The following is a 23400-nucleotide window of genomic DNA, read 5'->3' on the forward strand; positions in this document are numbered from 1 at the left end:
GGGGGGGGGGGGCCCCGGGGGGGCCCCCGCCCCCCCCCCCGCCCCGGCCCCCCCCACGGCGTTCTCGGCCGGCCCGTCAGGCCGGCAGGTCCCCCGTCTGGATCACCTCCGCGTACCAGCGCGCACTCTCCTTGGGGGTGCGCCGCTGGCTCGCGAAGTCCACGTGGACGATGCCGAACCGCTTGCTGTAGCCGAAAGCCCACTCGAAGTTGTCCAGCAGCGACCAGAGGAAGTAGCCCCGGACGGGCGCCCCGTCGGCGATCGCCCGGCGGACGGCGGCCAGGTGGCCGTGCAGGTAGGCGATCCGCTCCGGGTCGCGCACCGCGCCCGTCGGGTCGCAGTAGTCCTCGTACGCGGCGCCGTTCTCCGTGACCAGCAGCGGCAGGCCCGGCAGGTCGTCGCGCAGCCGGGTGAGCAGCTCGTACAGGCCCTCGGCGTCCACCGGCCAGCCCATCGCGGTGCGGCTGCCCTCGGCGGGCAGGAAGCGCACGCCGCGGTCGGCCGGCCACGGCGAGAGGTCGCCGGCGTGGCCGTCCTGGCGGGCGGCCGGGTTCTGCGGGTCGTCCGCGGCGACCACGGTCGGGGTGTAGTAGTTGATCCCCAGCGAGTCGATCGGGCGGGAGATCTCCGCCAGGTCGCCGTCGTGGACGAAGGACCAGTCGGTCACCCCCGCGGTGTCCGCCAGCACGTCCGCCGGGTAGCGGCCGTGGAACACCGGGTCCAGGAAGATCCGGTTCGCCAGGCCGTCGATCCGCCGCGCCGCGTCCAGGTCGCCCGCGTCCTGCGTCAGCGGGCGGACGGCCGCCAGGTTCAGCGTCAGCGACACCTGGGCCGCCGCCGGCAGCGCCGAGCGCAGCGCCGCGGTGCCCAGGCCGTGCGCCAGCAGCAGGTGGTGGTGGGCCGTCAGTGCGGCCGCCGGGTCGGTGCGGCCCGGCGCGTGGATGCCGTTGCCGTAGCCGAGGAACGCGCTGCACCACGGCTCGTTGAGCGTCGTCCATGTGCCGATCCGGTCGCCGAGGCGCTCGGCCGCGACCTGCGCGTACTCGGCGAAGCGGTACGCGGTGTCGCGGTTCGTCCAGCCGCCCGCGTCCTCCAGCTCCTGCGGGAGGTCCCAGTGGTAGAGCGTCGCCACCGGGGTGACCCCGGCCTCGAGCAGCTCGTCGACCAGCCGGTCGTAGAAGGCCAGGCCGGCCTCGTTCACCGGGCCGCGGCCGCCGGGCACGATCCGCGGCCAGGCCAGCGAGAAGCGGTACGCGCCGAGCCCGAGCGAGGCCATCAGGGCCACGTCCTCGCGGTACCGGTGGTAGTGGTCGGCGGCGATGTCGCCGGTGTCGCCGTTGCGGACCTTGCCCGGCGTGCGGCTGAAGGTGTCCCAGATGGACGGCGTGCGGCCGTCCTCGGCGGCGGCACCCTCGATCTGGTACGCGGCGGTCGCCGCGCCCCAGACGAAGCCGGCCGGGAAACCGGTGCGGACGGGGGAGGGGAGGGCTTCGACGGACATGTCGCCTTCCGGGGAGAGTGGTTGGGGATGCACGGGGGCGGGGGCGGCTCAGCCCTTGACGGCGCCCTGCATGATGCCGCCGACGATCTGCCGGCCCAGCAGCGCGAACACCAGCAGCACCGGGAGCGTGCCGAGCAGGGTGCCGGCCATCACGACCGACTGGTCCGGCACGTACCCCTGACCGAGCGACTTCAGTGCCACCTGCACCGTCGGGTTCTGCGAACTCAGCGCGACGATCGGCCAGAAGAAGTCGTTCCAGGTGGCCATGAAGGTCAGCATGCCGAGCACGGCCATGCCCGGACGGGCCACCGGCAGCACGATCGAGCGGAAGATCCGCAGCGCCGAGGCGCCGTCGACCCGGCCGGCCTCGATCAGCTCGTCCGGCAACGCCTGGATCAGGAACTGCCGCATGAAGAACACGCCGAACGCCGAGACCAGCGAGGGCAGGATCACCGCCGGCAGCTTGTTCTGCAGGTCCATCTTCACGATCACCATGAACAGCGGGATCACGCCCAGCTGCGGCGGGATCATCATGGTGCCGACCGTGACGGCCAGCAGCAGCCCGCGGCCGCGGAAGCGCAGCTTGGCGAAGGCGAAGCCGGCCAGCGTCGAGGAGAGCACCACGCCGGCGGTCACCGCGGCGGACACCAGCAGCGAGTTCCACAGCGCGGTGCCGATCGCGGCCTGCTGCAGCGCCTCACCGAAGTTGTGGAACAGGTTCGGCCCCGGGGTGAGCGACGGAGTCGCCGCGCTCAGCTCGGAGTTGGTCCGGCTGGCCGCCACCACCGTCCAGTAGAACGGGAAGACGAACAGCAGCGTGGCCGTGCCCAGCACCGCGTACGCGAGCGGGCCGCCCTGCAGGGGGGAGCGCTTGGCGAGCATCATCTCGATCACCGGTCCGTACGGTTGCGCCGGGCGGCGATCGCCGCGTTGAGCAGGGCGAGCACCACGATCAGCAGGAACATCACCCACGCCACGGCCGCCGCGCGGCCCAGGTGGAAGAAGGTCCAGCCCTGCTCGTACATGTAGAGGCCGAGGGTCTGGTACTGGTGCGAGATGCCGCCGCCCGAGTTGCCCTCGTACAGCAGCGGTTCGCCGAACAGCTGGGTTGCGCCGATGGTGGACACCACCACGGTGAAGACGATCGTCGGACGCAGACCGGGGATCGTCACGTGGCGGAACTGCTGCCAGCGCGAGGCGCCGTCCATCGCCGCCGACTCGTACAGCTCGCCCGGGATCGCCTGCATGCCGGCCAGGTAGATCAGCGCGTTGTAGCCCGTCCACCGCCAGGTGACGATCGCGGACACGCCGAGCTGCGAGGCCCAGGTGCTCGCCTGCCAGTCCACCGGGGAGAGGCCGACCGAGGTGAGCAGCCAGTTGATCAGACCGTAGTCGCGGCCGAACAGCTGGGCGAAGACCAGGGTGGCGGCCGCCACCGAGGTCGCGTACGGCATCAGCATCGCGACCCGGAAGAACGTCCGGCCGCGCAGCTTGTAGTTGAGCAGGTGCGCCAGGCCGAGCGCCATCAGCAGCTGCGGCACGGTCGACAGCACACCGATGGTGAAGGTGTTGCCCAGTGCGTTCCAGAAGAAGTGGTCCTCGAACAACCGGGTGTAGTTCTGCAGGCCCAGCCAGTCCATCTGCTCCGAGGTCTGCAGCTCCACCCGGTGCAGCGACACGTACGCGGTGTACACCAGCGGGAACAGCCCGAAGGCGGCGAACAGGACGAAGAACGGCGCGACGAACCCGTACGGGGCGAGACGCCCCGCCGCACGCGGGCCGGACCGGCGCGCCGCGGCGGCCGGTGCCGGCTGCCCGGGGCGCCGCCCGGCGGCCGGGGCCGGGGGAGAGGAGATGGCCATGGGGAGTCCTCGGACGGGGCCCCCGGCCGGACGGGCCGGAGGCCGGTGATCAGGCGTCTGTCACTGCCGGGGCGTCAGTTGCCGTTGGCCTTCTTGACGTTGTCCAGCGCGTGCTGCCAGGCGGTGGCCGGAGCGGTGTTGGTGCGCTCCACCTCGCCCAGCGCGTCGGTGAACGCCTTGCCGATCACGCCGTCGTCCGTCCCCAGCACCTGGGCCGGCATCGCGGCCGCGGACTCGCTGAAGATCTGGCCGATCGGCGCGTTGTTGAAGTACGGGTCCTGCACCGACTTGATCTCGGCCTGCGCCGCCGTGCTCGACGGGAAGGAGCCCTGCTTGGTGAAGAGCTTCACCTGCTGCTCCTTGGCGGTCAGCCACTTGATCAGCTCGGCGGCCTCCTTCGGGTGCTTGGCCGTCCGCGGGATCGCCAGGTACGAGCCGCCCCAGTTGCCGGTCTTGCCCGGGCCCGCGGCGATGTCCCACTTGCCGGCGGACGCGTCGCCGGCCTGGCCCTTGATGTAGCCGATCATCCAGGCCGGGCAGCTCAGCGTGGCGAACTTGCCCGTGGAGAAGGCCTTGTTCCACTCCGGGGTCCACTGCGGCAGCTTGGCCGACAGGCCGTCCGCGACCAGCTTGGCGGAGTCCTCCCACGCGGTCCTGACCGCCGGGCTGGTCTCGTACACCGGCTTGCCGCCCTCGTCGGAGTAGCGCACCTTCTGCTGCCCGACCTCGGCGGTGAACATGCCCGCCGCGCTGTCCGTCCAGGCGTTGCCGGGCTGCGCCTTGGCGGCGTACTGCTTGCCCAGCTCCAGGTAGCCCTGCCAGGTCGACCACTTGGCGGCCAGCTCGGTGCGGTCGGTGGGCAGGCCGGCCGCCTTGAACAGGTCGGTGCGGTAGCAGATCGCCTCCGGGCCGACGTCGGTGCCCGCGCCGAGCACCTTGCCGTCGGCGGTCTTGATCGCCGCGCCCTTCCACTCCACCAGGCCGTCGTTGACGTCGCCGATGCCGACGGACTTGAGGTCGGTGAACTTGTCGGCCTGCTTCTGCACGACGCTCGCCACCCGGCCGACCTCCAGGCCCTGGACGTCGGCCACGCCGCCGCCGCCGGCCAGCTTGGTCTGCAGGGCCTGCCAGTACTGGGCCTCGTCCTGGGTGTCGGACTGCTTGATGGTGATGTTCGGGTGGGCCTTCATGTACTCGTCGTAGAGGCCGGTCTCCTTGAACCCGAAGGTGCCGAAGAGGTCGATCGTCAACGTGACCTTGCCGTCGGCGGCGTCCTTCGATGCGGTGCCGCCGGAGGAACAGGCGGTGAGCAGCATGGCCGCCGCGAGGGCGGCGGTGCCGAGGGCGGCCGTACGGCGGGCTCTGAACGGGCGCATGGGGATGTCTCCTGACCGGACAGGGTGGGTGGCTGGAGTCTGCGAAGGGGAGCACTGACGGGCAAGCGCTCTCCGCGGGCCGCCGGCATGTCGATGCCCGGTGCCTCATTTCTGAGAGCGCTCTCAGCGATGCAAGGAGAGTGCCGGGACCGGCGGGTGGCCGTCAAGAGGTCGAAACCTGACCGTGACCTCGGAGCCCGACCCTCCGCCCTGGCCCTACGGGCCTTTCCCGCCTTCGGTGCGGCCGTACGGCGGATTCGGTTCAGCGCATTGACACTCCGTCGGATCCGGCCCTACCGTCCGATCGCTGAGAGCGCTTTCAGAACTCACCCTCACACTCACCCGTCCCCCACCCCCACCCGAGGTGGACCCGATGAAGCTCAGATCCCTGCGCAGTCCGGCCGCGGCGGTCACCGCCCTCGCCCTGGCGGCCGCCGCCGCCCTCACCGCGACCGTCGCCGCCGGCAGTGCCGCCGCCGCGACCGTCCCGGTCGGCCTCGGCGGATACGCCGACACCCGCCCCGCCGGCACGGTCGGGCCGAGCAACTCCGACGGCGCCCCCGTCACCCCCAAGGTCACCGCCCGGGCGGCCGGCAAGGCCGCCCCCACCAACGACTGGTGGTCCTCGCTGATCTACCAGCGCTACGCGGGCAACCCGTACTCCGAGAACATGTACGCCCACCCGTTCACCTTCAAGGCGAACGCGAGCGGCCTGGAGGTGGGCTACCCCACCACGCCGACCATCACCTCCGACGGGCGCCAGTACGACTTCACCCACACCCGCGACCTCACCCTCGGCGTGGCCGGCCTCAACTCCCCGGACACCAAGGTCGACGGCTGGTCCGACTGGACGGTCACCCCCTACTGGGCCGACGGCGGCCACACCTTCAGCGCCACCGTCGGCCACGGCCTGCCGTACGTCTACGCGCACGCCACCGGCGGCGCCGCCCAGATCACCACCGCGGGCACCCCGACCGTCTTCTCCGACCAGGGCAACGTCCTCGGCATCACCGTCGGCGGCCACCACTACGGCCTCTTCGCCCCCACCGGCACCGACTGGACGGTCAGCGGCAGCACCCTCACCGCCGCCCTCGGCGGCAAGGACTACTACTCCGTCGCCGTGCTGCCCTCGCCGGCCGACCTCGCCCGGTACCGCACCTACGCGTACAACTTCGTCACCGACACCAAGGCCACCTGGACCTACCAGGAGGCCGCCGGCACGCTGAGCACCACCTACACCGCCACCACCACCGCGCAGGAGGGCGTCGGGACGGGCACCCTGCTCGCCCTCTACCCGCACCAGTGGCAGGCCACCGCCGACCCGCTGACCTCCCTCTCCTACACCTCGCCGCGCGGCACCATGAAGGTCCGCGAGGGCGCCTCGTTCACCACCGCGCAGACCGTCACCGGCGTGCTGCCCTCACTGCCCGACCTCGGTGCCTACGACCGCACCGCGCTCGGCACCATGGTCAAGGCCGAGGCGAACGCCGCCGACCCGTGGCAGGGCGCCACCGACACCTACTGGACGGGCAAGGCCCTCGGCCGGCTCGCCCAGCTCGTGCCCGTCGCCGACCAGCTCGGCGACACCGCCACCCGCGACAAGCTGATCGGCCTGCTCAAGGGCAAGCTCGAAACCTGGTTCAAGGGCACCGGCTCGTCCGTCTTCGCCTACGACCCCACCTGGAAGACGCTGATCGGCTACCCCGCCTCCTACGGCACCGACGCCGAACTCAACGACCACCACTTCCACTACGGCTACTTCGTCCAGGCCGCCGCCACCGTCGCCCGCTACGACGCGGCCTGGGCCGCCGACTCCGCCTGGGGCGGCATGGTCAAGCTGCTCGCCAAGGACGCCGCCAACGCCGACCGCACCGACGGCCGCTTCCCCCTGCTGCGCAACTTCGACGTCTACGCGGGCCACGGCTGGGCCTCCGGCCACGCCGGCTTCGCCGCCGGCAACAACCAGGAGTCCTCCTCCGAGGGCCTCAACTTCAGCTCCGCGCTGATCCTCTACGGCTCCGCCACCGGCGACACCACCCTGCGCGACCTCGGCGTCTACCTGTACACCACCGAGGCCAACGCCGTTCAGCAGTACTGGTTCGACGCCGACCACAGCGTCTTCCCGAGCACCTTCGGCCACGCCACCGTCGGCATGGTCTGGGGCAGCGGCGCCGCCTACTCCACCTGGTGGACGGCCTCGCCCGGCATGATCCACGGCATCAACTTCCTTCCCCTCAACGGCGGATCGCTCTACCTCGGCCGCCGCCAGGACGACCTGCGCGCCAACCTCGCCGAACTCAAGGCCAACAACGGCGGCGCCTTCACCGACTGGCGGGACCTCCTCTGGGAGACCGAGGCCCTCGAGGACCCGGCCGCCGCCAAGGCCGACTGGGACGCCGGGAACGCCGGCTACACCCCGGAGGAGGGCGAGTCCAAGGCCCACACCTACCACTGGATCCACAACCTGGCCTCGCTCGGCACCCTGGATGCGGCGACCACCGCCGACACCCCGACCGCGGCGGTCTTCACCAGCGGCGGCACCCGCACCCACGTGGCGCACAACTACACCACCACCGCCCGCACCGTGCACTTCTCGGACGGCTACGCGCTGACCGTGCCCGCCCGCTCCACCGCCAGCGAGCGCGGCAGCCGGCAGGACGGCGGAACCGGCGGCGTCACCCCGTCGCCCACCCCGACCGGATCGCCGACCGCCTCGCCCACGCCGACCCCGACCCCGACACCCACCCCGACCGCGACGGCCACCACCGGCAACACCTTCTACCTGCAGCCCGGCGGCACCCTGACCACCGCCTACGGCAGCGCGGCCGCCACCGACACGCTGCCCTCCGCGGGCGGCACCAACCACGACGGCACCCCGTACCAGGCCAAGGTCTACGAGATCCGCAACCTCAGCGGCACCGTGAAGCCCGGCGCGGCCACCGACTTCGACCTCTGGGTCGACGCCGGCAGCGCCGTCGGCCTCGGCCAGCAGGCCAGGATCTCCTACGACCTGACCGGCGACGGGACCTTCGAACGCGTCGAGACCTACCGGTACTTCGCCACCGACCCGGTCGCCGGCTGGGAGCGCTACTCCGGCACCGCGGCCGGACTCGCCTCCGCCACCGGCACCCTCGGCACCCTCGACCACGGAACCGTCCGCATCGAGGTCTGGTCCGCCATCGGCAGCGCCCCCGCCCAGCTGCGGGTCGGCGCCACCCAGACCCAGGGCAGCGCCTCCGTCCTGCGGATCCCGTTCACCTAGTCCCGGGCTTCAGGGGGCGTGGGAATGGTTCCACGCGTTCCTGAGCCGACCGCCCGAACGCCCGCTCCCCGTCCGTCCCGCGCGCATCGCCGGGGCAGGCGGGGAGCCCCCGCGCATCCCGGCCCCTACTCGGGCCCGCCGGCCGCGCCGACGCAGGCCTCGTTGCCCTCGGGGTCGGCCAGTACCCAGTGGGCGGGCGCGAACTCGTCGTTCACCAGACGGCCGCCGGCGGCGATCGCCGCGGCGATCCGGGCCTCGGCCAGGTCGTGCGGCACCCAGACGTCGACGTGGACCCGGTTGCGCTGCGGGCGGGGCTCCGCCATCTGCTGGAAGTAGAACGGCGCCCCGCGGCGCTGCGGGTCGACCAGGTCCTCGGGGCTGGCGGCCCGCTCCCGGTAGCCGAGCAGGGCCCGCCAGAACGCCACCACCGCGGGCCCGGCGAGGGCGTCGACGGTCACCTGGACGGTCTGCACCGCCGACGGGTCCGCCGGAAGCTCCAGCTTGCGGGCCACCGCCGAGATCAGCCGGGCGAGTTCGACGTGCCGCTCGGTCAGCCCGTAGTAGTCCTCGGTGAGGGTGATCAGCCGTACCGTGACGCCCTCGGGCCGCAGGTCCACGTCCGGGGCGTCCGCGCCCGCCCCGGCCAACTCGCCGATCTCCTGGACGAATCGCACGCCGGCCGCGAACGACCCGGTGCGGAAGTAGGCGCAGGCGCCCTCGCCGAGCACCCGCCAGTCCTGCACGCCCTCGCTCTCGTGGAAGTGCCGGGGCCTGATCCGTCCGGTTCCGTTCGCGCCATCGGTCATGCGCGCCAACGTAGCAGGTCGTCGACCAACTACCTCCGGCCGCGGACTACTTCTGCCCGCGGACTACTTGACGCGGTCGACCAGCCGGAACCGCTGCAGGACGAGCGGTGTGGTGTCGTCGACGGTGTGGTGCGGATCCTCCAGGACGGCCCGCAACTCCGCGCCGTGCCAGAAGTCCTCGTGGCCGGCCCGCCACTCGGCGACCGAGGTGTAGCCCTCGCCCTCGGCCACGGCGTGCGCCAGCCCGACTTCGGCGAGCGGGGCGATCCGCACCTCGGTCAGCTCGATCACCGCGACCACCTGCCCGGCCGAGTCGACCACGGCCTCCCGGTACCCGGGGCCGGGGATGCTCTCGCCGAGCTTCTCGTACTCCGCGACCAGGCCGGTGGTGCTGGTCTTGGAGCCGTCCAGGATCGCCGCGACGAGCGCGTCGCGCAGCGGGCCGGGGAAGGCGAACTCGGCCCTGGGCAGGCCCTCGTGGCTGTCGTGGTCCATCCGGTCAGGCTAGCCCGGCGGTCGGTCGTGGGCATCCGGATTCCGGCCGGGCCGCGCCCGGGACCCGCTGCCGGGCAAGCGATTTCCGGCGCGGTGGGCCCCCGCGGATGATGTCCACAGGTCAAGTGGGCCCTAAGAGACGCTTAAGGAACTGCGGAGATTTGTATCGTCGCAGGTCAGGGGCTTGGCGTTGATGAGGGGTGGCATTGTCGGCGGGGGTGACCCGTCGGTAGCGTGTGGGCCCACCGGAGCCGCCCCGGTCGCGAAGAGAGCGCTCTCGCTCCTTCGGGTACGCGCGGTCTTTCCCTGCCCCACCCCCACGTCCCCAGGAAGGGGTGCGCCTGCCATGGCCTCCCACCGCAAACGCCGCTGGTCGCTCGGCGGGCTCGTGCTCACGCTCACCACGGCCCTCGTGGGCGCGGCACTGGTCTCCGCCAACGACGCCGTGGCCCCGCGGGCCGGCGCCGCGACCGCCGCACAGACCTGGTCCGACGAGTTCGACGGCCCGGCGGGCCGCGGCCCCGACGCCGCCAAGTGGACCCTGGAGACCGGTGGCGGCGGCTTCGGCAACCACGAGCTGGAGTACTACACCAACAGCACCTCCAACGCCTCGCTGGACGGCCAGGGCCACCTGGTCATCACCGCGAAGAAGGACACCGACCCCGGCCTCGGCTGCTGGTACGGCCAGTGCCAGTACACCTCGGCCCGGCTGAACACCGCCCGGACCTTCACCCAGGCGTACGGCCGGTTCGAGGCCCGGATCAAGATCCCGCGCGGCCAGGGCGTCTGGCCGGCCTTCTGGATGCTCGGCAACGACCTCGGTTCGGCGGGCTGGCCGAACAGCGGCGAGATCGACGTCATGGAGAACATCGGCCGCGAGCCGAACAGCGTGCACGGCACCATCCACGGTCCCGGCTACTCGGGTGCGGGCGGCCTCGGCGCCGCGTACAGCCTGCCCGGCGGCAAGGCCTTCGCCGACGACTTCCACGTCTTCTCCGTCGACTGGAGCCCCAACTCCATCGTCTGGTCGGTCGACGGCACCCCGTACGAGACCCGCACCCCGGCCGACACGCACGGCAACAAGTGGGTCTTCGACCACCCGTTCTTCGTCATCCTCAACCTGGCGGTCGGCGGCGACTGGCCGGGCAGCCCGGACGGCTCGACGGCCTTCCCGCAGACCATGGTCGTCGACTACGTGCGGGCCTCCACCTCGGGCAGCGGCCCGGCGGCGTCGGGCCCGATCCGCGGCATCGGCGGCATGTGCGCCGACGTGGCCGGCGGCTCCAGCGCCGACCGCACCCCGATCCAGCTGCACAACTGCACCGGCGGCGCGGCCCAGCAGTGGACGGTCGGCAACGACGGCACCGTCCGCGCCCTCGGCAAGTGCCTCGACGTGGCGGGCGGTTCCACCGCGGCCGGCGCCGTCGTCCAGCTGTACACCTGCAACGGCACCAACGCCCAGAAGTGGACGTACACCGCCGCGCACGACCTGACCAACGTCGGTGCGGACAAGTGCCTGGACGCCAAGGACGGCTCTTCGGCCGACGGCACCCGGCTGCAGACCTGGACCTGCAACGGCACCGCGGCCCAGAAGTGGACCGTCGGCTGACTCCCCGGCCCCGGCGGTTCCACCGCGGCGCCCCGCCCCCGGCTCCCTGCCGGGGCGCGGGGCGCCCGCCGTGCGGGGGGCACCCGCGGCGGCCGCGCCCCTGAGGCGGGTCTGCGACGGCGTGCGGATGCCCTCCTCGGGGTGCGTGGGGACACCTCCGGCCGAAGCCCGGGGAGAACTGTGCGATGCGGATGCGGGCCACCGTACGGACCAGGGGTGAGCCGGCTGGTCACGAGCACCACTCCCGAACTGCGCAGTTCGCCCCCGGCGGCCTTCGATCCGGGAGCTGCCTCCGCGCCCCCGGATCGACCTCCCGAGCGCCCTGCAAAGACAGGGTCCTACGGCCGCCGTTCGGGGAGGGGGCGCAGGGCGGGCCAGCGGGCGAGCATGCCCTCGTGCATGGCGGTCGCGAGGCGTGCCAGGTCGCGGGAGGCGGGGGTGTCGGCGGTGAGGCGGCCGACCGTCCGCAGGCGGTGGGCGAGGCGCTGGCGGGCGGTGGCGGTGCCCCAGGTCCAGTCGCGGTGCGGGATCCGGGCCAGGTGGTCGGTGGTGCCGCGGTGGGCGCGCTGGACGAGTGCGTCGCCGCGCAGCAGCCACCCGGCGCAGGCGTCGGCGAGGTCGCCGTCCACCTCGGTGCCGGTGTCGGCGCGCCACTGGGCGCGGTAGGCGGCCTCGGCGGCGGCCAGCCGCTCCCGGGCGGGGGCGGTGGCGCACCAGCAGGTGGGGAACCCGATCCGCAGGTAGGCGAGTTCGACGATGCCGGGCCCGCGGGAGGCCTGCTCGAAGTCGACGAAGCGCAGGCCGTCCCCGGTATGCAGGTCGTTGCCCGGGCACGGGTCCCCGTGCAGCAGGGCGCGGCCGGGCAGCCGGGCCAACCGGTCGACGACGCCGTCGAGTTCGGCGCGCGCACCGGCCGGGACGACGACGCCGAGCATCCTGGCCAGCCGGAGGAAGGCCGCCACGTCCTCGTCGGTGGGCCCGGACCAGGCGGGCAGGCCGTCGGCGCCGCCGGGGCCGGCCGCGGCGTGCAGCCGGGCCAGGGCGGCCGCGTAGCCGATCACCCAGTCGGCGCGGGGCGTGCCGTCGGCGAGGTGTTCCAGGACGATCACCCGGGCCGCCGGGTCCGCTCCGAGGAGCTTCGGGGCGACCGGCGGGTCGGTGCGGGCGGCGAGGCGGAGGGCGGCCGTCTCGCGGGCGTACCGGTCGTCGGCGCCGGGCCCGTCGCGGAGCTGTTTGACGACCACGGGGGTGCCGGCGAGTTCGGCCCGCCACACCCGGGAGCGGGGGCTGCTGCCCAGCCGGCGGGCTCCGCGGGGCGTGCCGAGTTCGGCCCTCAGCCGCTCCCCGAAGGGCAGTCGTGACCACATGGCGTCATCATCACACGGGTACGAACCGTCCGGCGAGCGCATTGTTGACGATGCGTCAGGCCGAGCCTCGGACCACCAGTCGGGTCGGCGTGATGACCGAGGTCGGGCCGCGGCGGCCGGTGGTGTCGGCCTGGCCGGCGAGGCGGCGCAGCAGCAGGCGGGCCATCAGGCGACCCATGTCCTCGATGTCCTGGCGCACGGTGGTCAGCGGCGGGTCCGTCCAGGCGGCGATCTGCTCGACGTCGTCGAAGCCGACCACGGCCACGTCCTCCGGCACCCGGCGGCCGGCCTCGCGGAGCACCCGCAGCGCGCCCGAGGCCATCGCGTCGGAGGCCGCGAAGACGGCGTCGAGGTCGGGGCGGCGGGCGAGCAGTCCGGCCATGGCGCGGCCGCCGCCGTCCGGGGTGAAGTCGCCCTCGGCGATCAGGTCGGGGTCGCCGTCGGGCAGCAGGTCGCGGTAGCCGTCGAGGCGGTCGACGGAGGAGGTCTGGTCGAGCGGGCCGGTGATGGTGGCGATCCGCGTCCGGCCGAGGGACTGCAGGTGCTGGACGGCGATCCGGCCGCCGCCGCGGTTGTCGCTGTCCACGTAGGTCAGCTCGCGGTCGGACTCGGCGCCGGGCCAGCCGGGGCGTCCGCCTATCACGAACGGCAGGCCGACCCGGCGGGCGATGTCCGGCAGCGGGTCGCTGTGGTGGAGCGAGAAGAGCAGGGCGCCGTCCACGTGCCCGCCGCCGAGGTAGCGGCCGACCCGTTCGAAGTCGGCCTGGTCCTCGATGAGCAGCAGCACCATCTGGTTGTCCGCGGCGGACAGCTCGCGGGAGATGCCGCGCAGGTGCTTGGCGAAGAACGGGTCGGAGAAGAGCCTGCTCTCCGGCTCGGAGACGACCACGGCGACGGCCTGGTTGCGCCGGGTGACGAGGGTGCGGGCCGCCAGGTTGGGGACGTAGCCGAGCTCGTCGACGGCGCGCTGCACCTTCTCGCGCAGCGAGGCGCGGACGCCGGCGCCGCCGTTCACCACCCGGGAGGCGGTGGCCCGGGAGACGCCGGCCCGTTCGGCGACGGACTCCAGGGTCGGTCTGGGCAGGGCGCCCGCGGTGTCGCCCCGCCCGGCGGGGCCGGGGCCGGGGTGGGATCCGCCGCGGGCCGGTGCGCCGCCGGAGGGCGCGGCGGGTGGTCCGTCGCCGGTGGGCTGGTGCTGCGACACCCTGGGCTCCTCTCACGGATCTGTTCGCATCAGAGCCTATCGGGTGCGTCGAGTCTATTGAGAGCGCTCCCAAGAATCGGGTCGTGTCGGACACCGGGCCTCCTCCCGGGCCGGACGGCGATGTCCGATTTCCGCCGGTCGGGGCCGTCCGGGTGGCGCAGACTGGAGGGCGTGATCGACGACGAGACCAGGTACCGGGCCGTGGACAGCCGCGACTCCCGCTTCGACGGCGTCTTCTTCACTGCTGTCCGCACGACCGGGATCTACTGCCGGCCGAGTTGCCCGGCGGTGACCCCCAAGCGCGTCAACTGCACCTTCTACCCGACCGCGGCCGCAGCCCAGGGCGCCGGCTACCGGGCCTGCCGCCGCTGCCGCCCGGACTCCGTCCCGGGCTCGCCGGAGTGGAACCACCGCGCCGACCTGGTCGGCCGCGCGGTGCGGCTGATCGGCGACGGCGTCGTCGACCGCGAGGGCGTCGCCGGCCTCGCCGAGCGCCTCGGCTACAGCGCCCGCCAGCTGCAGCGCCAGCTCACCGCCGAACTCGGCGCCGGCCCGCTCGCCCTGGCCCGCGCCCAGCGCGCGCAGACCGCCCGGCTGCTGCTGCAGACCACCGGGCTGCCGGTCACCGAGATCGCCTTCGCGGCCGGCTTCGCCTCCGTGCGGCAGTTCAACGACACCGTGCGCGAGGTGTACGACCGCACCCCGACCGCGCTGCGGGCGGAGACCGCCGGCCGGCGGGCCAGGCCCGCGACGGCCGGCACCCTCGCGCTGCGGCTCGCCTACCGCGGCGCGCTGGACGGCGACCACCTGCTCGACTTCCTCGCGCTGCGCGCCGTGCCCGGCATCGAGGAGGTCGTCCCGGGCGGCCGCCCCGGGGTGCGCACCTACCGCCGCACGCTCGCCCTCCCGTACGGCCACGCCGTCGCCGAGGTGGACGGGCTCGCCGCCGCCGATCCGCCGACCCGCGGCTGGCTGGACTGCCGCCTCGCCCTCACCGACCTGCGCGACCTCACCACCGCCGTGCACCGGCTGCGTGCGCTGTTCGACCTGGACGCCGACCCGGACGCGGTGGACGAGCAGCTCGGCGCCGACGCCCTGCTCGGCGCGGCCGTCCGCGCCCGCCCCGGGATCCGCTCGCCCGGCCACGTCGACCCGCACGAGCTCGCCGTCCGCGCCGTGCTCGGCCAGCAGGTCACGGTCGCCGCCGCCCGCACGCTCGCCGGCCGGCTCGCCGAGCGGTACGGCGCCGCGCTGCCCGCACCCAGCGGCGGCCTGCGGCTGCTCTTCCCGACCGCGGCCGCGCTCGCCGGGGCCGAGGACGCCGACCTCGCCATGCCGGCGGCCCGCCGCCGCGCGCTGCGCGGCCTGTGCGCCGCGCTCGCCGACGGCACCGTCCGCCTCGACGGCGGGGTGGACCGCGAGGAGGCCTCCGCCGCGCTGCTCGCCCTGCCCGGCATCGGCCCCTGGACGGTCGGCTACCTGCGGATGCGGGCGCTCGGCGACCCGGACGTCCTGCTGCCGGGCGACACCGGCGTCCGGCACGGACTCCAGCGGCTCGGCCTGCCCGGGGACGCGGCCGCCGCCACGGCCGCCGCCCGTCCCTGGTCGCCCTGGCGCTCCTACGCGGTGCACCGGCTCTGGCTCGCCTCGGCGGCCCCGGCGCCGGCCGCCCCGGTCGCGGCCGGCCCCGCACCGGTCGGAGCGGTCCCCGCGGCGGAGGCCGGACCGCTCACCCCGGAGGTGGCGCGATGACCACGGTGTTCACGACCATGCCCAGCCCGCTCGGCGACCTGCTGCTCGCAGGCCGGGCGGACGGCGACGGGCCGGTCGCCCTGATCGCCGTCACCGCCCCCGGGCAGCGCGGCGTCCGGGCCGAACCGGAGCCCGACTGGCTGCCCGACCCGGAGGCGCTGGCCCCCGCCGTGGACCAGCTCACGGCCTACTTCGCGGGCACCCGGACCACGTTCGACCTGCGGCTCGACCCCGAGGGCAGCGAGTTCCGCCGCCAGGTGTGGCAGGCGCTGGAGGACATCCCGTACGGCAGCACCGTCAGCTACGGCGAACTCGCCGCCGCGGCCGGGCTGCCCCCGACGGCCGTCCGGGCGGTCGGCGGCGCCGTCGGTGCCAATCCGCTGCTGGTGGTCCGCCCCTGCCACCGGGTCGTCGGTGCGAGCGGCGCCCTCACCGGCTTCGCCGCCGGCGTCGACCGCAAGCGCTGGCTGCTGGACCACGAACGCGGCGCCACGCTCTTCTGAGGCCCGCCCTGCTGCCGGGGAGCCGTCCCGGACCTGCCGGACCTGCCTGACCTACCGGTGCGGGCGGGGGCGGCGGGCCTCAGCTGCGGTCGTCCGGAGCGCCGGTGTCGCCGGCCAGCGTGCGGGCGAGGTGTTCGAGGCCGGGCAGGGCGTTCATCACCGCGTCGCGGTCGGTGGGCGAGAGGCTCTCCAGGGCGTCGGCGAGGCGGCGCTCGTGGGCCCGGCGCCAGTCCAGCAGCTGGGTGCGGCCGGCCTCGGTCAGCGCGATCCGGGCGGTGCGGCGGTCGCCGGGGTCGGCCTGGCGGTCGACGAAGCCCGCCTCCAGCAGCTTGCCGACCAGGCCGCTCACGGTGTTCGGGGCCAGCCGCTGCCGGGCCGCCAGCTCGCCGACCCGCATCGGGGCGGCGGCGAGCGTCTGCAGCAGTTCCACCTGCGCCATCGGCAGCGACTCCCACGGGTAGTCGGTGCGGATGCTGCTGCGCAGGGCCCGGCGCAGCCGGGTGATCACGTCGGTCAGCCGCTGGGCCCGCTCGATCGCCACGGCCTCCTCCAGGGGGGAGGCGGCGGCCGCGTCCCCGGGCGGGGGAGGCGCGGGCGCGGTGGGCGGTGCGGGGTGGGACGGCTCCGACATGGCGGACAGCGTATCGGCTCGCCGGTGGCCTCCCGCCCCACCACTCACGGGCGTACCACGGTGCGGACTCTTCTGTTCACAGACATGATCTGTTTACGAGTATGTCTGCTGCAGAGGTAGCATGGGGCCGTGCCTGCACCCGCCCACCGAACCCGGCTGGTCGACAGCGTCCTGCTGCTGACCGAGCGGCCGCGGCCGCGCACCGTCGCCGCCTGGCCGCACGCCCACTGGCTCGCGGTCGGCACCGTCTGCCTCGGCGCGTTCCTCGGCCAGCTGACCGCGAGCGTCACCGCCCTGGTCTTCCCGGCCCTGGGACAGCACTTCGGCGCCGGGTTCGCCTCCGTCGAGTGGGTGGCGCTCGCCTACCTGCTGGTGCTCGTCGCCCTGCTGGCCCCCGTCGGCCGGCTCTCCGACACGGTCGGCCGCAAGACGATGTACCTCGGCGGGTTCGCGCTCTTCGCCCTGGCCTCCCTCGCCGCCGGCTTCGCCGGAGCGCTCTGGGTGCTGGTCGCCTGCCGGGCCGTCCAGGCCGTCGGCGGGGCGATGATGCAGGCGAACAGTGTCGCACTGGTCGCCCGCGGGGTCCCGGCCGGGGCCATGCGCACCGCGCTGGGCATCCAGGCCGCCGCACAGGCGCTCGGACTGGCGCTCGGACCGACCGTCGGCGGGCTGCTGGTCGCACACGCGTCCTGGCGGTGGGCCTTCTGGGTCAACGTCCCGATCGCGGTGCTCGGCCTGCTGGCCGGCTGGTTCCTGCTGCCGCGCAGCCGCCGCGAGCCCGCCCCGGCCCGCCTTGCCGAGCCGGCCGGCCTTGCCGCCCCGGCCCGCCCCGCCGAGGCGGCCGGACACGGTGGCGGCACCCGCCGCGAGTCGCGCTTCGACCTGCTCGGCCTCCTCCTGCTGGCGGCCGCCTCCTCCTCGCTGCTGCTCGCCCTCTCGACCGCCGCCGGCCTGCCGCTGCCGGGCTGGGCCGTGGTGGTGCTGCTCGCCGCCGCGGGCGCCTTCACGGTCGCGCTCGCCCGCCAGGAGCAGCGGGCGGACACCCCGATCATCGCCCCCGGCCTGGTCAACACCCCCGGGGTCCGGGCCGGCCTGGTGGTCGCACTGATCGGCTACCTGCTGCTGTTCTGCCCCCTGGTGCTCGGGCCGGTGATGCTGGACTCGGCCGGGGTGTCCGCCGGTGCCGCCGGCCTGGTGATCACCGCGCTGCCGGCCGCCTTCGCGATCGCCGCCACCGCCGGCGGCGCCCTGCTGCCCCGGCACTGGTCGGACGCCCGGCGCGGCCGCGCCGGCGCCCTGGTCACCACTGCGGGCCTGCTGGTCCTCGCGGTGCTGCCGGTGTCCCCGCTGCTCGCGCCCGTCCCGCTGGCCGTGGCCGGCTTCGGGCTCGGCCTGCTGCTGCCCGCCAACAACACCCTGGTGATGCGGTCGATCCCGGCGGAGAGCTCCGCGGTCGGCGGCGGCATGGTGAACATGGTGCGCAGCCTCGGCACCGCGCTCGGCACCGCCCTGCCGGTGCTCGGCGTCCACCTGGCCGGGGCGGGCGCAGGCGGTCGGGCCGTCCTGCTGCTGCTGGTCGCCGCCGCGCTGGCCGCCGTCCGGCTCTGCCGGACCGGCCGCCCCCGGCCCGCCGTCCGCGGCTGACGCCAGCCGTCCGCGGCAGACGTCCGGCGCCCGTGACCGGCCTGGCGCGCCCCGCACGAACGGCGGCGGGCGGGCCGGACGCTGCCGTCCGACCCGCCCGCCGCCGTGCCGAGACTCAGGAGAGCGGCTGTGCGCCGCGCTTCGCGAGCATCGAGGTCATCAGGTCGATCTCCGACTTCTGCCCGTTGACCATGGTCTGGGCGAGCCGCTTCTCGACGTCGTTGCGGGCCACGTCCACGTAGGCCTGCGCCATCGCCACGCCGCCCTTGTGGTGCTCGATCATCAGCTGCAGGTACAGCACCTCGGCGTCCCGGCCGCTCAGCGAGCGGAGCTTGGCCAGGTCCGTGTTGGTGGCCATGCCCGGCATCAGCGAGCCGTCGTGCGCGGCGTAGCTGTGGCCCATCCACGCCATCGGCTTGGCCGAGGTGCTCTGGGTCAGTCCCCACTGGTCGAGCCAGCCCGACATCATGCCGCGCTGGTTCGCCTGGGTGTTGATGATGTCGAAGGCCAGGTTGCGCACCTCCTCGTCCTGCGTGCGGTCGCGGACGATGAAGGACATGTCGATGGCCTGCTGGTGGTGGGTCGCCATGTCGCGGGCGAACCCGGCCTCCGGCGAGTCGGTGGCGGGCGCCGCCGCCGCCGACGAACCGCCGGAGTCCGAACCGCCCGCCACCAGGGCGGACACGCCGAGGCAGAGCGCGATCACCGCGGCGATCGCGGCCGGCCACCACAGCAGCTTCCGCGACCGGCGCGGCGCACCGCCCCCGCCGGACTCCCCGGTCCGGGTGGCCGAGGTCTCCTCGGCGCCCGTCATCACGGCATCACACCGGAGCTGCAGGACGCGCCGGGCTCCTGGGTCTGCGGACCCTGGACGTACTTGGTGAAGAACTGCTCCACCCGCGGGTCACCGGCGCTGTCCACGTTCAGCTGGGTGCCCCAGGCGGAGAGCGTGATCGGGCTCTTCTCGTCCGGGTACGGGCTCATGAGGGTGTACGGGGTCGCCTTGACCTTCTCCGACAGCTTCTTGATGTCGTCGGCGGACGCCTTCGAGTTGTACGTCACCCAGACCGCGCCGTGCTCCAGCGAGTGCACCGCGTTCTCGTTGGCGAGCGGCTTGTCGTAGACGTCGCCCATGCAGTTCGCCCAGCGCGGGTTGTGGTCGCCGCCGACCGGCGGGGTCTGGGCGTAGGTGACCTTGGTCTCGACGTGGTTGCGCGACAGGTTGTCCCAGGTCTGCACGCCCTGGATCGGAGCCTTGGCGGCGGCCTCCTTCGCGTCCTTGTCGTGCTTGGCGTCGAGGGCTATCCAGGTACCGGCACCGATCATGCCGGCCAGCAGCACGCCGGCCACGCTGAACGCGATGATCTTGTTGCGGCGGTCGCGCTTCTGCTCTGCGGCACGCAACTCCGCGATGCGGGTCCGACGGTCGGCCTGCCGCTCGGACTGGCTCTGCCGGTTGCCCGGGTTGCCGGAGGTCTGCTTGGACGGCTTGGACTGCCTGGAGGCGGAACCCATGAGTGTTGTCCTTGTCTCCGCGGTGCGCGCGGGCACGGCGGTGGGGCGAGAGGGGGAGGGGGCGGCGGAGCCGCCGGCCCGTCCGGTGCGCGGGGGCACGGGTCACGGCCGACGGTGGGTTCCGCTCAGGACCTGTGGACCTGCAGTACGTGGAGGTCGGGCGCGGGGGGCGGCCCGGCCAGCGTGTCGAGCGGGACGGCGGCGGGCAGCGACGGCGCCGGAACCAGCTGCGGCAGGGTGACCGCGACCGGCTGCGGGGGAGCGTTCGGCAGCTGCGCCTCCAGCCCGCGGAACGGATGGCTGGTGCAGCCCTTCCCCGGGGCCGGATGGTCGCCGTCGGCGGAGCACCAGACGTGCGCACCGCCCTCGTCCGACCAGCGCGCCACGGCGTGCCCGGCGCCATGGGCGGCCGGGACGGCGTCGGCGGCCTGCGGACCGGTGGCGGCCGAGGTCCGGGGGGCGGCCGGCACGTGCCCGGACACCGCCTTCGCGGTCCCGGCGCACGGCAGCAGCGTCAGCAGACCCGCGACGAGCAGCGCCCACAGCACCACGGCCGGGCGGCTGCCCGCCCGGACGGACCGCACCGGCTCACCGGTCGCGGATGCTGGCACGCTCATGCGCACATATTAATCAGCCGAAGGGGTGAAACGGTCCCCCTCTTGGCCCTCCCGACCCGGGCCGGAGGGCCCTTCCTGCCCATTTCAGGGCCCCAAAAAGGACGCTCCGGACATCCACCCCCCGCACGTCCGCACCCCCTCCGGACGGATGGCCGAATCCGGCCGGATCACGCCGCCGCTGCGCCCGACGGGTGGCCGGGTGTCCCCGAAAGCCGGACACCGTCGTTCTCCTTCGGAAGAATGACCAGCCGAGTCCGGCACACGGCCCGCTCGGCAGACGGCAGACACGGCACGAGGAGCCGCCACGTGAGCAACCAGGGCGCATCCCCGCACGACCGGCCCGAGGACGGCTGGTGGCAGGCGGTCTACGCGGGTCCGGCGGGCACCCTGCCCGACGCCCCCGGAGCCGCCGCCGGCGAGGGCAGCGTCGACGACTGGTTCGACTCCGCGTCCGGCATGATCGGCCCCCAGCGCACCGCCTCCCCGAAGGACGGATCCCCGGCCGGCGGCCCGGACGCCGCCCCGGATGCGCCCCCGCAGGCCGTACCGCCCGCGCCCGCTCCGGCGCCGAAGGCCTCGCCCATTCCGTCCCGGCCGCACTGGGCGCCGCCGGTGAAGGCGGAGCAGGAGGCCGCCGCCGAGCCCGGTCCGGGGCCGGCGCCGGGACGGGCCCCGTCCCGGCCGCACTGGGCCTCGGCTGCGAACGCGGAGAAGGAGAAGGGGAACGCCGGGCAGCGGAGCCCCGCCGCGGTGGAACCCCTCGTCGACGAACCCCTCCTCGACGAGCTCGGTGTCGCCGGGCCCGCCGCCGAGGGAACCGGCATCGACGAGCCGAGCATCGACGAGCCGAGCGTCGACGACTGGTTCGACATGGCCGCAGGTGTGATCGGCGGCCCGCGGCCCGCACCGGCCGCCGCCGGGGAAGCCGCCCCCTCCCCGGCCCCGGCTGCTGAGGACGCGGAGCCCGAACCCGAGCCGACCATGAGGCTCGGGACGGTCCGCCGCCCCGCACGCGATCCCGGCCCGGCACCGGATCCCGCACCCGTGGCGGCCGCGCCCGTCGACGACGCCGAGCCCGACCCGACGATGACCCTGGGGACGGTCCGCCGGCCCGTCGCCCCCGCACCCCCGTCCGCCCCCGAGCCGCAGTCCGCCCCCGAGCCGGCGTCACCGTCCGGTGCGCAGCCCGAACCGCAGCCGACCCCAGCACCCCCGTCCGCCCCCGAGCCCGCGTCACGGTTCGAGCCGCAGCCCGAGCCCGCCGCCGACCTGCGGCCCGCCGGGCAGCCGTCCACCCCGGAGCCCGGCCCTGCGGTGGTCCTGCGCAAGCCGGCGGCACCGACCGGCGCCGACCGCGCGGAGCCGTTCACCCCCGCAGTTCCGGCCGACCGTGCCCCGGCCGGGGCCGCTGCCGCGGAGCCCGCCGAGGACCGGTCCCGTCCGGCCCCGCGGCGGGTCCCGCTGGCGCCGCCCGTCCCGCACGTGGGGGAGCGACCTCCGACGTACAGCCCGGAGCCCACCGCGCTGCCCGCCGCCGATCCGGCGGACCTGGACGTGATCGTGCCGGACACCGTCCTGGAGGGCGCCCAGTACGGCCCGGCGGTACTGCGGGCGGCCTCCGTCCGGGGCGATTCCGCCCGGTTCCGCGGCGAGCCGCGCCGCGACGCCCTGCTGGTGACCCGGTTCGGCGAGGGCGAGGAGGGTCTGCTGCTCGCGGTGGTCGCCTCGCCCGCCCGTTCGGCGGACGCGGCGGCGGGCTCGGCGGCCGCCGCGGAGGCCGCCCGCCAGTTGGCCGCGGCGATCGGCCGCAGCCGGGCCGAGCTCGCCGCCGACCTGCGCGCGGGGGCCCGCGACCGGCTCCGCTACGGCCTGCAGCGGCTCACGGTCGGTGCGGCGGCCCGTCTCCGGCCGTCCGGCGAGCCGGCGGTGGAGCCCGGCGACGGGGAGGCCGGCGCACTGCACTGCCTGCTCGTCCCGCTGGACGGCGAGGCGGGGCACCGGGCCGCGTTCGGCACCGGCCCCGGCGGGCTCTACCTGCTGCGTTCCGGACACTGGATCGACGCCTACGCGGCCCGGCTGCTGCACCACCCCGACGGGGAGCCGCAGCCGGCGCCCCCGGCCGCGGCGCCCAAGCCGTTCCGGTTCCGGATGGTGCCCGCCACCACCGGCGACATCCTGCTGCTCTGCACGGCCGGCCTGGCCGGCCCGATCGCCGACGAGCCCGCGGTGGCGCGCTTCCTCTCCAACCACTGGGCCCACCCGCACCCGCCGGGCAGCGTCGACTTCCTGCGCCAGGTCCAGGTGCGGGCCAAGGGCTACGCCGACGACCGCACCGCCGCCGCGCTCTGGACGGAGTAGCGGCGGCCGACCGCCGGTCCGGGGTCGTCGCTCAGTCCAGCAGGGCGGCGGTCACCGAGGCCACCTGGGCGAGCGCGTCGGCACGGTCGGCGCCCGGCAGGCCGACGGCCAGCGGGACGGCGAAGCCGTCGAGGACGGCACGGATCTGGCGCGCCCGGTCCTGCGGCTCCCGCCCGGCGGGCCCGCCGTCCCCGGCGGGCGGGCGGCGGAAGGCGCCGGAGGCGACGCCCTCCTCGATCAGCGCGACCAGGTCGGCCTGCCACGGGGCCTCGATCTCCAGCTGGCCCTGCCGGATCTCGGCGCTGGCGGGCGAGCGCCCCCAGACCTCGACCCAGAGGATCCAGCGGGGATCGCCGGGGCCCTCGGGCAGGTAGAGCTCGGCGTAGGCGGCGAGCCGCTCGCGGACGGTGAGGTCCTGCCGGGCGAGGGCGGCGCGCCGCCGCTCGCCGAGTTGCTCCTCGCTCCAGCGGAGGGTCTCCAGCAGCAGCTGGTCCTTGCTGCCGAAGTAGTAGAGGAGGTGGCCGGCGCTCATCTGCAGTTCACGGCCGAGTCCCGCCATGGTGAGCTTGTCGAGGCCGTGCTCGGCGATCGCGGCCCGGGCGGTCGCGAAGACCTCCTCGCGGGGCCGTGCGGCCCGGCGTGCCCGCGGCTCGGCCATGTCCTGTTCCTCCTGCTGGTCGGGCCCCCACCTTAGGGCTTCGCCGTCCGGCGCCGGTGGGCGGTCTCACCAGCCGCTGTGCTCCTGGCCCTCGGCCTCCTCCTGCCGGCCGGCTGCGCGGCCGGCCTCGTACACCTTGCGGACGAAGTCGGCGGCCTGCTCCTGGTCGAGGTCGTCGGTGAGGCGCATCAGCTCGTCGGTGAAGGTGATCAGCCAGTGTGTGGTCATGCCCTCATGACA

General features: G+C 74.7%; 20 protein-coding genes. 6 read left to right on the forward strand and 14 right to left on the reverse strand.

Going from position 1 to position 23400, the window contains the following annotated elements:
• Positions 1-76 precede the first annotated feature (76 nt).
• From AB0442_RS23300 to AB0442_RS23315, 4 genes are all read right to left on the reverse strand, one after another.
• On the reverse strand, positions 77-1501 hold the full coding sequence (locus tag AB0442_RS23300; RefSeq protein WP_366165026.1) for a GH1 family beta-glucosidase: 1425 nt from the start codon (positions 1499-1501) through the stop codon (positions 77-79).
• Between the two features lie 48 nt (positions 1502-1549).
• A complete protein-coding gene (locus AB0442_RS23305) occupies positions 1550-2386 on the reverse strand; it encodes a carbohydrate ABC transporter permease (protein ID WP_344624533.1) in 837 nt (278 codons plus the stop codon).
• 5 nt (positions 2387-2391) lie between these two features.
• A complete protein-coding gene (locus AB0442_RS23310) occupies positions 2392-3363 on the reverse strand; it encodes a sugar ABC transporter permease (protein ID WP_363540331.1) in 972 nt (323 codons plus the stop codon).
• 74 nt (positions 3364-3437) lie between these two features.
• A complete protein-coding gene (locus tag AB0442_RS23315; RefSeq protein ID WP_366165027.1) occupies positions 3438-4739 on the reverse strand; it encodes an extracellular solute-binding protein in 1302 nt (433 codons plus the stop codon).
• A 373-nt stretch (positions 4740-5112) separates the two neighbouring features.
• Between AB0442_RS23315 and AB0442_RS23320 the strand changes: the two genes are divergently transcribed.
• Positions 5113-8001 carry a glycosyl hydrolase gene (locus AB0442_RS23320; RefSeq protein WP_366165028.1) on the forward strand — a complete coding sequence of 963 codons (2889 nt, stop codon included), beginning with the start codon at positions 5113-5115 and terminating at the stop codon, positions 7999-8001.
• Between the two features lie 125 nt (positions 8002-8126).
• Here the strand turns inward: AB0442_RS23320 and AB0442_RS23325 are convergent, their stop codons facing one another.
• Positions 8127-8807: a VOC family protein gene (locus tag AB0442_RS23325; protein ID WP_366165029.1), complete on the reverse strand. Its 681-nt coding sequence runs from the start codon at positions 8805-8807 to the stop codon at positions 8127-8129.
• Positions 8808-8870: 63 nt separating this feature from the next.
• The gene (locus tag AB0442_RS23330) at positions 8871-9302 is read right to left on the reverse strand and encodes an ASCH domain-containing protein (protein ID WP_366165031.1); all 432 of its coding nucleotides are present in this window, start codon (positions 9300-9302) and stop codon (positions 8871-8873) included.
• A gap of 346 nt (positions 9303-9648) precedes the next feature.
• On the opposite strand from AB0442_RS23330, the gene AB0442_RS23335 reads away from it, so the two are divergent.
• Complete coding sequence (locus tag AB0442_RS23335; protein WP_366165032.1) at positions 9649-10911, forward strand: family 16 glycosylhydrolase; 1263 nt, start codon at positions 9649-9651, stop codon at positions 10909-10911.
• Between the two features lie 338 nt (positions 10912-11249).
• Here AB0442_RS23335 and AB0442_RS23340 read toward each other — a convergent pair whose 3' ends face one another.
• Positions 11250-12278 carry an aminoglycoside phosphotransferase family protein gene (locus AB0442_RS23340; protein WP_366165034.1) on the reverse strand — a complete coding sequence of 343 codons (1029 nt, stop codon included), beginning with the start codon at positions 12276-12278 and terminating at the stop codon, positions 11250-11252.
• Positions 12279-12333: 55 nt separating this feature from the next.
• The gene (locus tag AB0442_RS23345; protein WP_366165104.1) at positions 12334-13362 is read right to left on the reverse strand and encodes a LacI family DNA-binding transcriptional regulator; all 1029 of its coding nucleotides are present in this window, start codon (positions 13360-13362) and stop codon (positions 12334-12336) included.
• 291 nt (positions 13363-13653) lie between these two features.
• Between AB0442_RS23345 and AB0442_RS23350 the strand changes: the two genes are divergently transcribed.
• Positions 13654-15234, forward strand: a complete 1581-nt coding sequence (locus AB0442_RS23350; protein WP_366165036.1) for an AlkA N-terminal domain-containing protein — start codon at positions 13654-13656, stop codon at positions 15232-15234.
• Positions 15231-15737: a methylated-DNA--[protein]-cysteine S-methyltransferase gene (locus AB0442_RS23355; protein WP_366165038.1), complete on the forward strand. Its 507-nt coding sequence runs from the start codon at positions 15231-15233 to the stop codon at positions 15735-15737. The genes AB0442_RS23350 and AB0442_RS23355 overlap by 4 nt, the downstream gene beginning before the upstream one ends.
• Positions 15738-15816: 79 nt before the next feature.
• Here AB0442_RS23355 and AB0442_RS23360 read toward each other — a convergent pair whose 3' ends face one another.
• A complete protein-coding gene (locus tag AB0442_RS23360) occupies positions 15817-16368 on the reverse strand; it encodes a MarR family transcriptional regulator (protein ID WP_366165040.1) in 552 nt (183 codons plus the stop codon).
• 129 nt (positions 16369-16497) lie between these two features.
• On the opposite strand from AB0442_RS23360, the gene AB0442_RS23365 reads away from it, so the two are divergent.
• Complete coding sequence (locus AB0442_RS23365; RefSeq protein ID WP_366165041.1) at positions 16498-18012, forward strand: MFS transporter; 1515 nt, start codon at positions 16498-16500, stop codon at positions 18010-18012.
• Positions 18013-18127: 115 nt separating this feature from the next.
• On the opposite strand, the gene AB0442_RS23370 is transcribed toward AB0442_RS23365, so the two are convergent.
• From AB0442_RS23370 to AB0442_RS23380, 3 genes are all read right to left on the reverse strand, one after another.
• The gene (locus tag AB0442_RS23370; RefSeq protein ID WP_366165043.1) at positions 18128-18826 is read right to left on the reverse strand and encodes a DUF305 domain-containing protein; all 699 of its coding nucleotides are present in this window, start codon (positions 18824-18826) and stop codon (positions 18128-18130) included.
• Positions 18826-19527: a DUF3105 domain-containing protein gene (locus tag AB0442_RS23375; RefSeq protein WP_366165044.1), complete on the reverse strand. Its 702-nt coding sequence runs from the start codon at positions 19525-19527 to the stop codon at positions 18826-18828. Before AB0442_RS23375 ends, AB0442_RS23370 begins: the two co-directional genes overlap by 1 nt.
• A gap of 125 nt (positions 19528-19652) precedes the next feature.
• Positions 19653-20144, reverse strand: coding sequence for a hypothetical protein (locus AB0442_RS23380; RefSeq protein ID WP_366165046.1), 492 nt, complete (start codon positions 20142-20144; stop codon positions 19653-19655).
• A 306-nt stretch (positions 20145-20450) separates the two neighbouring features.
• Here AB0442_RS23380 and AB0442_RS23385 point away from each other — a divergent pair, with 306 nt between their 5' ends.
• Positions 20451-22502 (forward strand): protein phosphatase 2C domain-containing protein, encoded by a 2052-nt coding sequence (locus AB0442_RS23385; protein ID WP_366165047.1) that lies wholly within the window; start codon positions 20451-20453, stop codon positions 22500-22502.
• A 31-nt stretch (positions 22503-22533) separates the two neighbouring features.
• Here the strand turns inward: AB0442_RS23385 and AB0442_RS23390 are convergent, their stop codons facing one another.
• The gene (locus AB0442_RS23390) at positions 22534-23160 is read right to left on the reverse strand and encodes a TetR/AcrR family transcriptional regulator (protein WP_366165048.1); all 627 of its coding nucleotides are present in this window, start codon (positions 23158-23160) and stop codon (positions 22534-22536) included.
• 66 nt (positions 23161-23226) lie between these two features.
• Positions 23227-23388: a hypothetical protein gene (locus AB0442_RS23395; RefSeq protein ID WP_363540312.1), complete on the reverse strand. Its 162-nt coding sequence runs from the start codon at positions 23386-23388 to the stop codon at positions 23227-23229.
• Positions 23389-23400 lie beyond the last annotated feature (12 nt).

Origin of the sequence: Kitasatospora sp. NPDC085895 (assembly GCF_040702125.1) — a bacterium.
Taxonomy (GTDB): Bacteria; Actinomycetota; Actinomycetes; order Streptomycetales; family Streptomycetaceae; genus Kitasatospora; species Kitasatospora arboriphila.

Coding starts and splice junctions, on each gene's coding strand:
- AB0442_RS23330 (WP_366165031.1), bottom strand. CDS start 9,302: ATGGACCACGACAGCCACGAGGGCCTGCCCAGGGCCGAGTTCGCCTTC.
- AB0442_RS23360 (WP_366165040.1), bottom strand. CDS start 16,368: ATGTCGGAGCCGTCCCACCCCGCACCGCCCACCGCGCCCGCGCCTCCC.
- AB0442_RS23305 (WP_344624533.1), bottom strand. CDS start 2,386: ATGATGCTCGCCAAGCGCTCCCCCCTGCAGGGCGGCCCGCTCGCGTAC.
- AB0442_RS23320 (WP_366165028.1), top strand. CDS start 5,113: ATGAAGCTCAGATCCCTGCGCAGTCCGGCCGCGGCGGTCACCGCCCTC.
- AB0442_RS23375 (WP_366165044.1), bottom strand. CDS start 19,527: ATGGGTTCCGCCTCCAGGCAGTCCAAGCCGTCCAAGCAGACCTCCGGC.
- AB0442_RS23325 (WP_366165029.1), bottom strand. CDS start 8,807: ATGACCGATGGCGCGAACGGAACCGGACGGATCAGGCCCCGGCACTTC.
- AB0442_RS23335 (WP_366165032.1), top strand. CDS start 9,649: ATGGCCTCCCACCGCAAACGCCGCTGGTCGCTCGGCGGGCTCGTGCTC.
- AB0442_RS23315 (WP_366165027.1), bottom strand. CDS start 4,739: ATGCGCCCGTTCAGAGCCCGCCGTACGGCCGCCCTCGGCACCGCCGCC.
- AB0442_RS23355 (WP_366165038.1), top strand. CDS start 15,231: ATGACCACGGTGTTCACGACCATGCCCAGCCCGCTCGGCGACCTGCTG.
- AB0442_RS23310 (WP_363540331.1), bottom strand. CDS start 3,363: ATGGCCATCTCCTCTCCCCCGGCCCCGGCCGCCGGGCGGCGCCCCGGG.
- AB0442_RS23380 (WP_366165046.1), bottom strand. CDS start 20,144: ATGAGCGTGCCAGCATCCGCGACCGGTGAGCCGGTGCGGTCCGTCCGG.
- AB0442_RS23390 (WP_366165048.1), bottom strand. CDS start 23,160: ATGGCCGAGCCGCGGGCACGCCGGGCCGCACGGCCCCGCGAGGAGGTC.
- AB0442_RS23300 (WP_366165026.1), bottom strand. CDS start 1,501: ATGTCCGTCGAAGCCCTCCCCTCCCCCGTCCGCACCGGTTTCCCGGCC.
- AB0442_RS23395 (WP_363540312.1), bottom strand. CDS start 23,388: ATGACCACACACTGGCTGATCACCTTCACCGACGAGCTGATGCGCCTC.
- AB0442_RS23370 (WP_366165043.1), bottom strand. CDS start 18,826: ATGACGGGCGCCGAGGAGACCTCGGCCACCCGGACCGGGGAGTCCGGC.
- AB0442_RS23340 (WP_366165034.1), bottom strand. CDS start 12,278: ATGTGGTCACGACTGCCCTTCGGGGAGCGGCTGAGGGCCGAACTCGGC.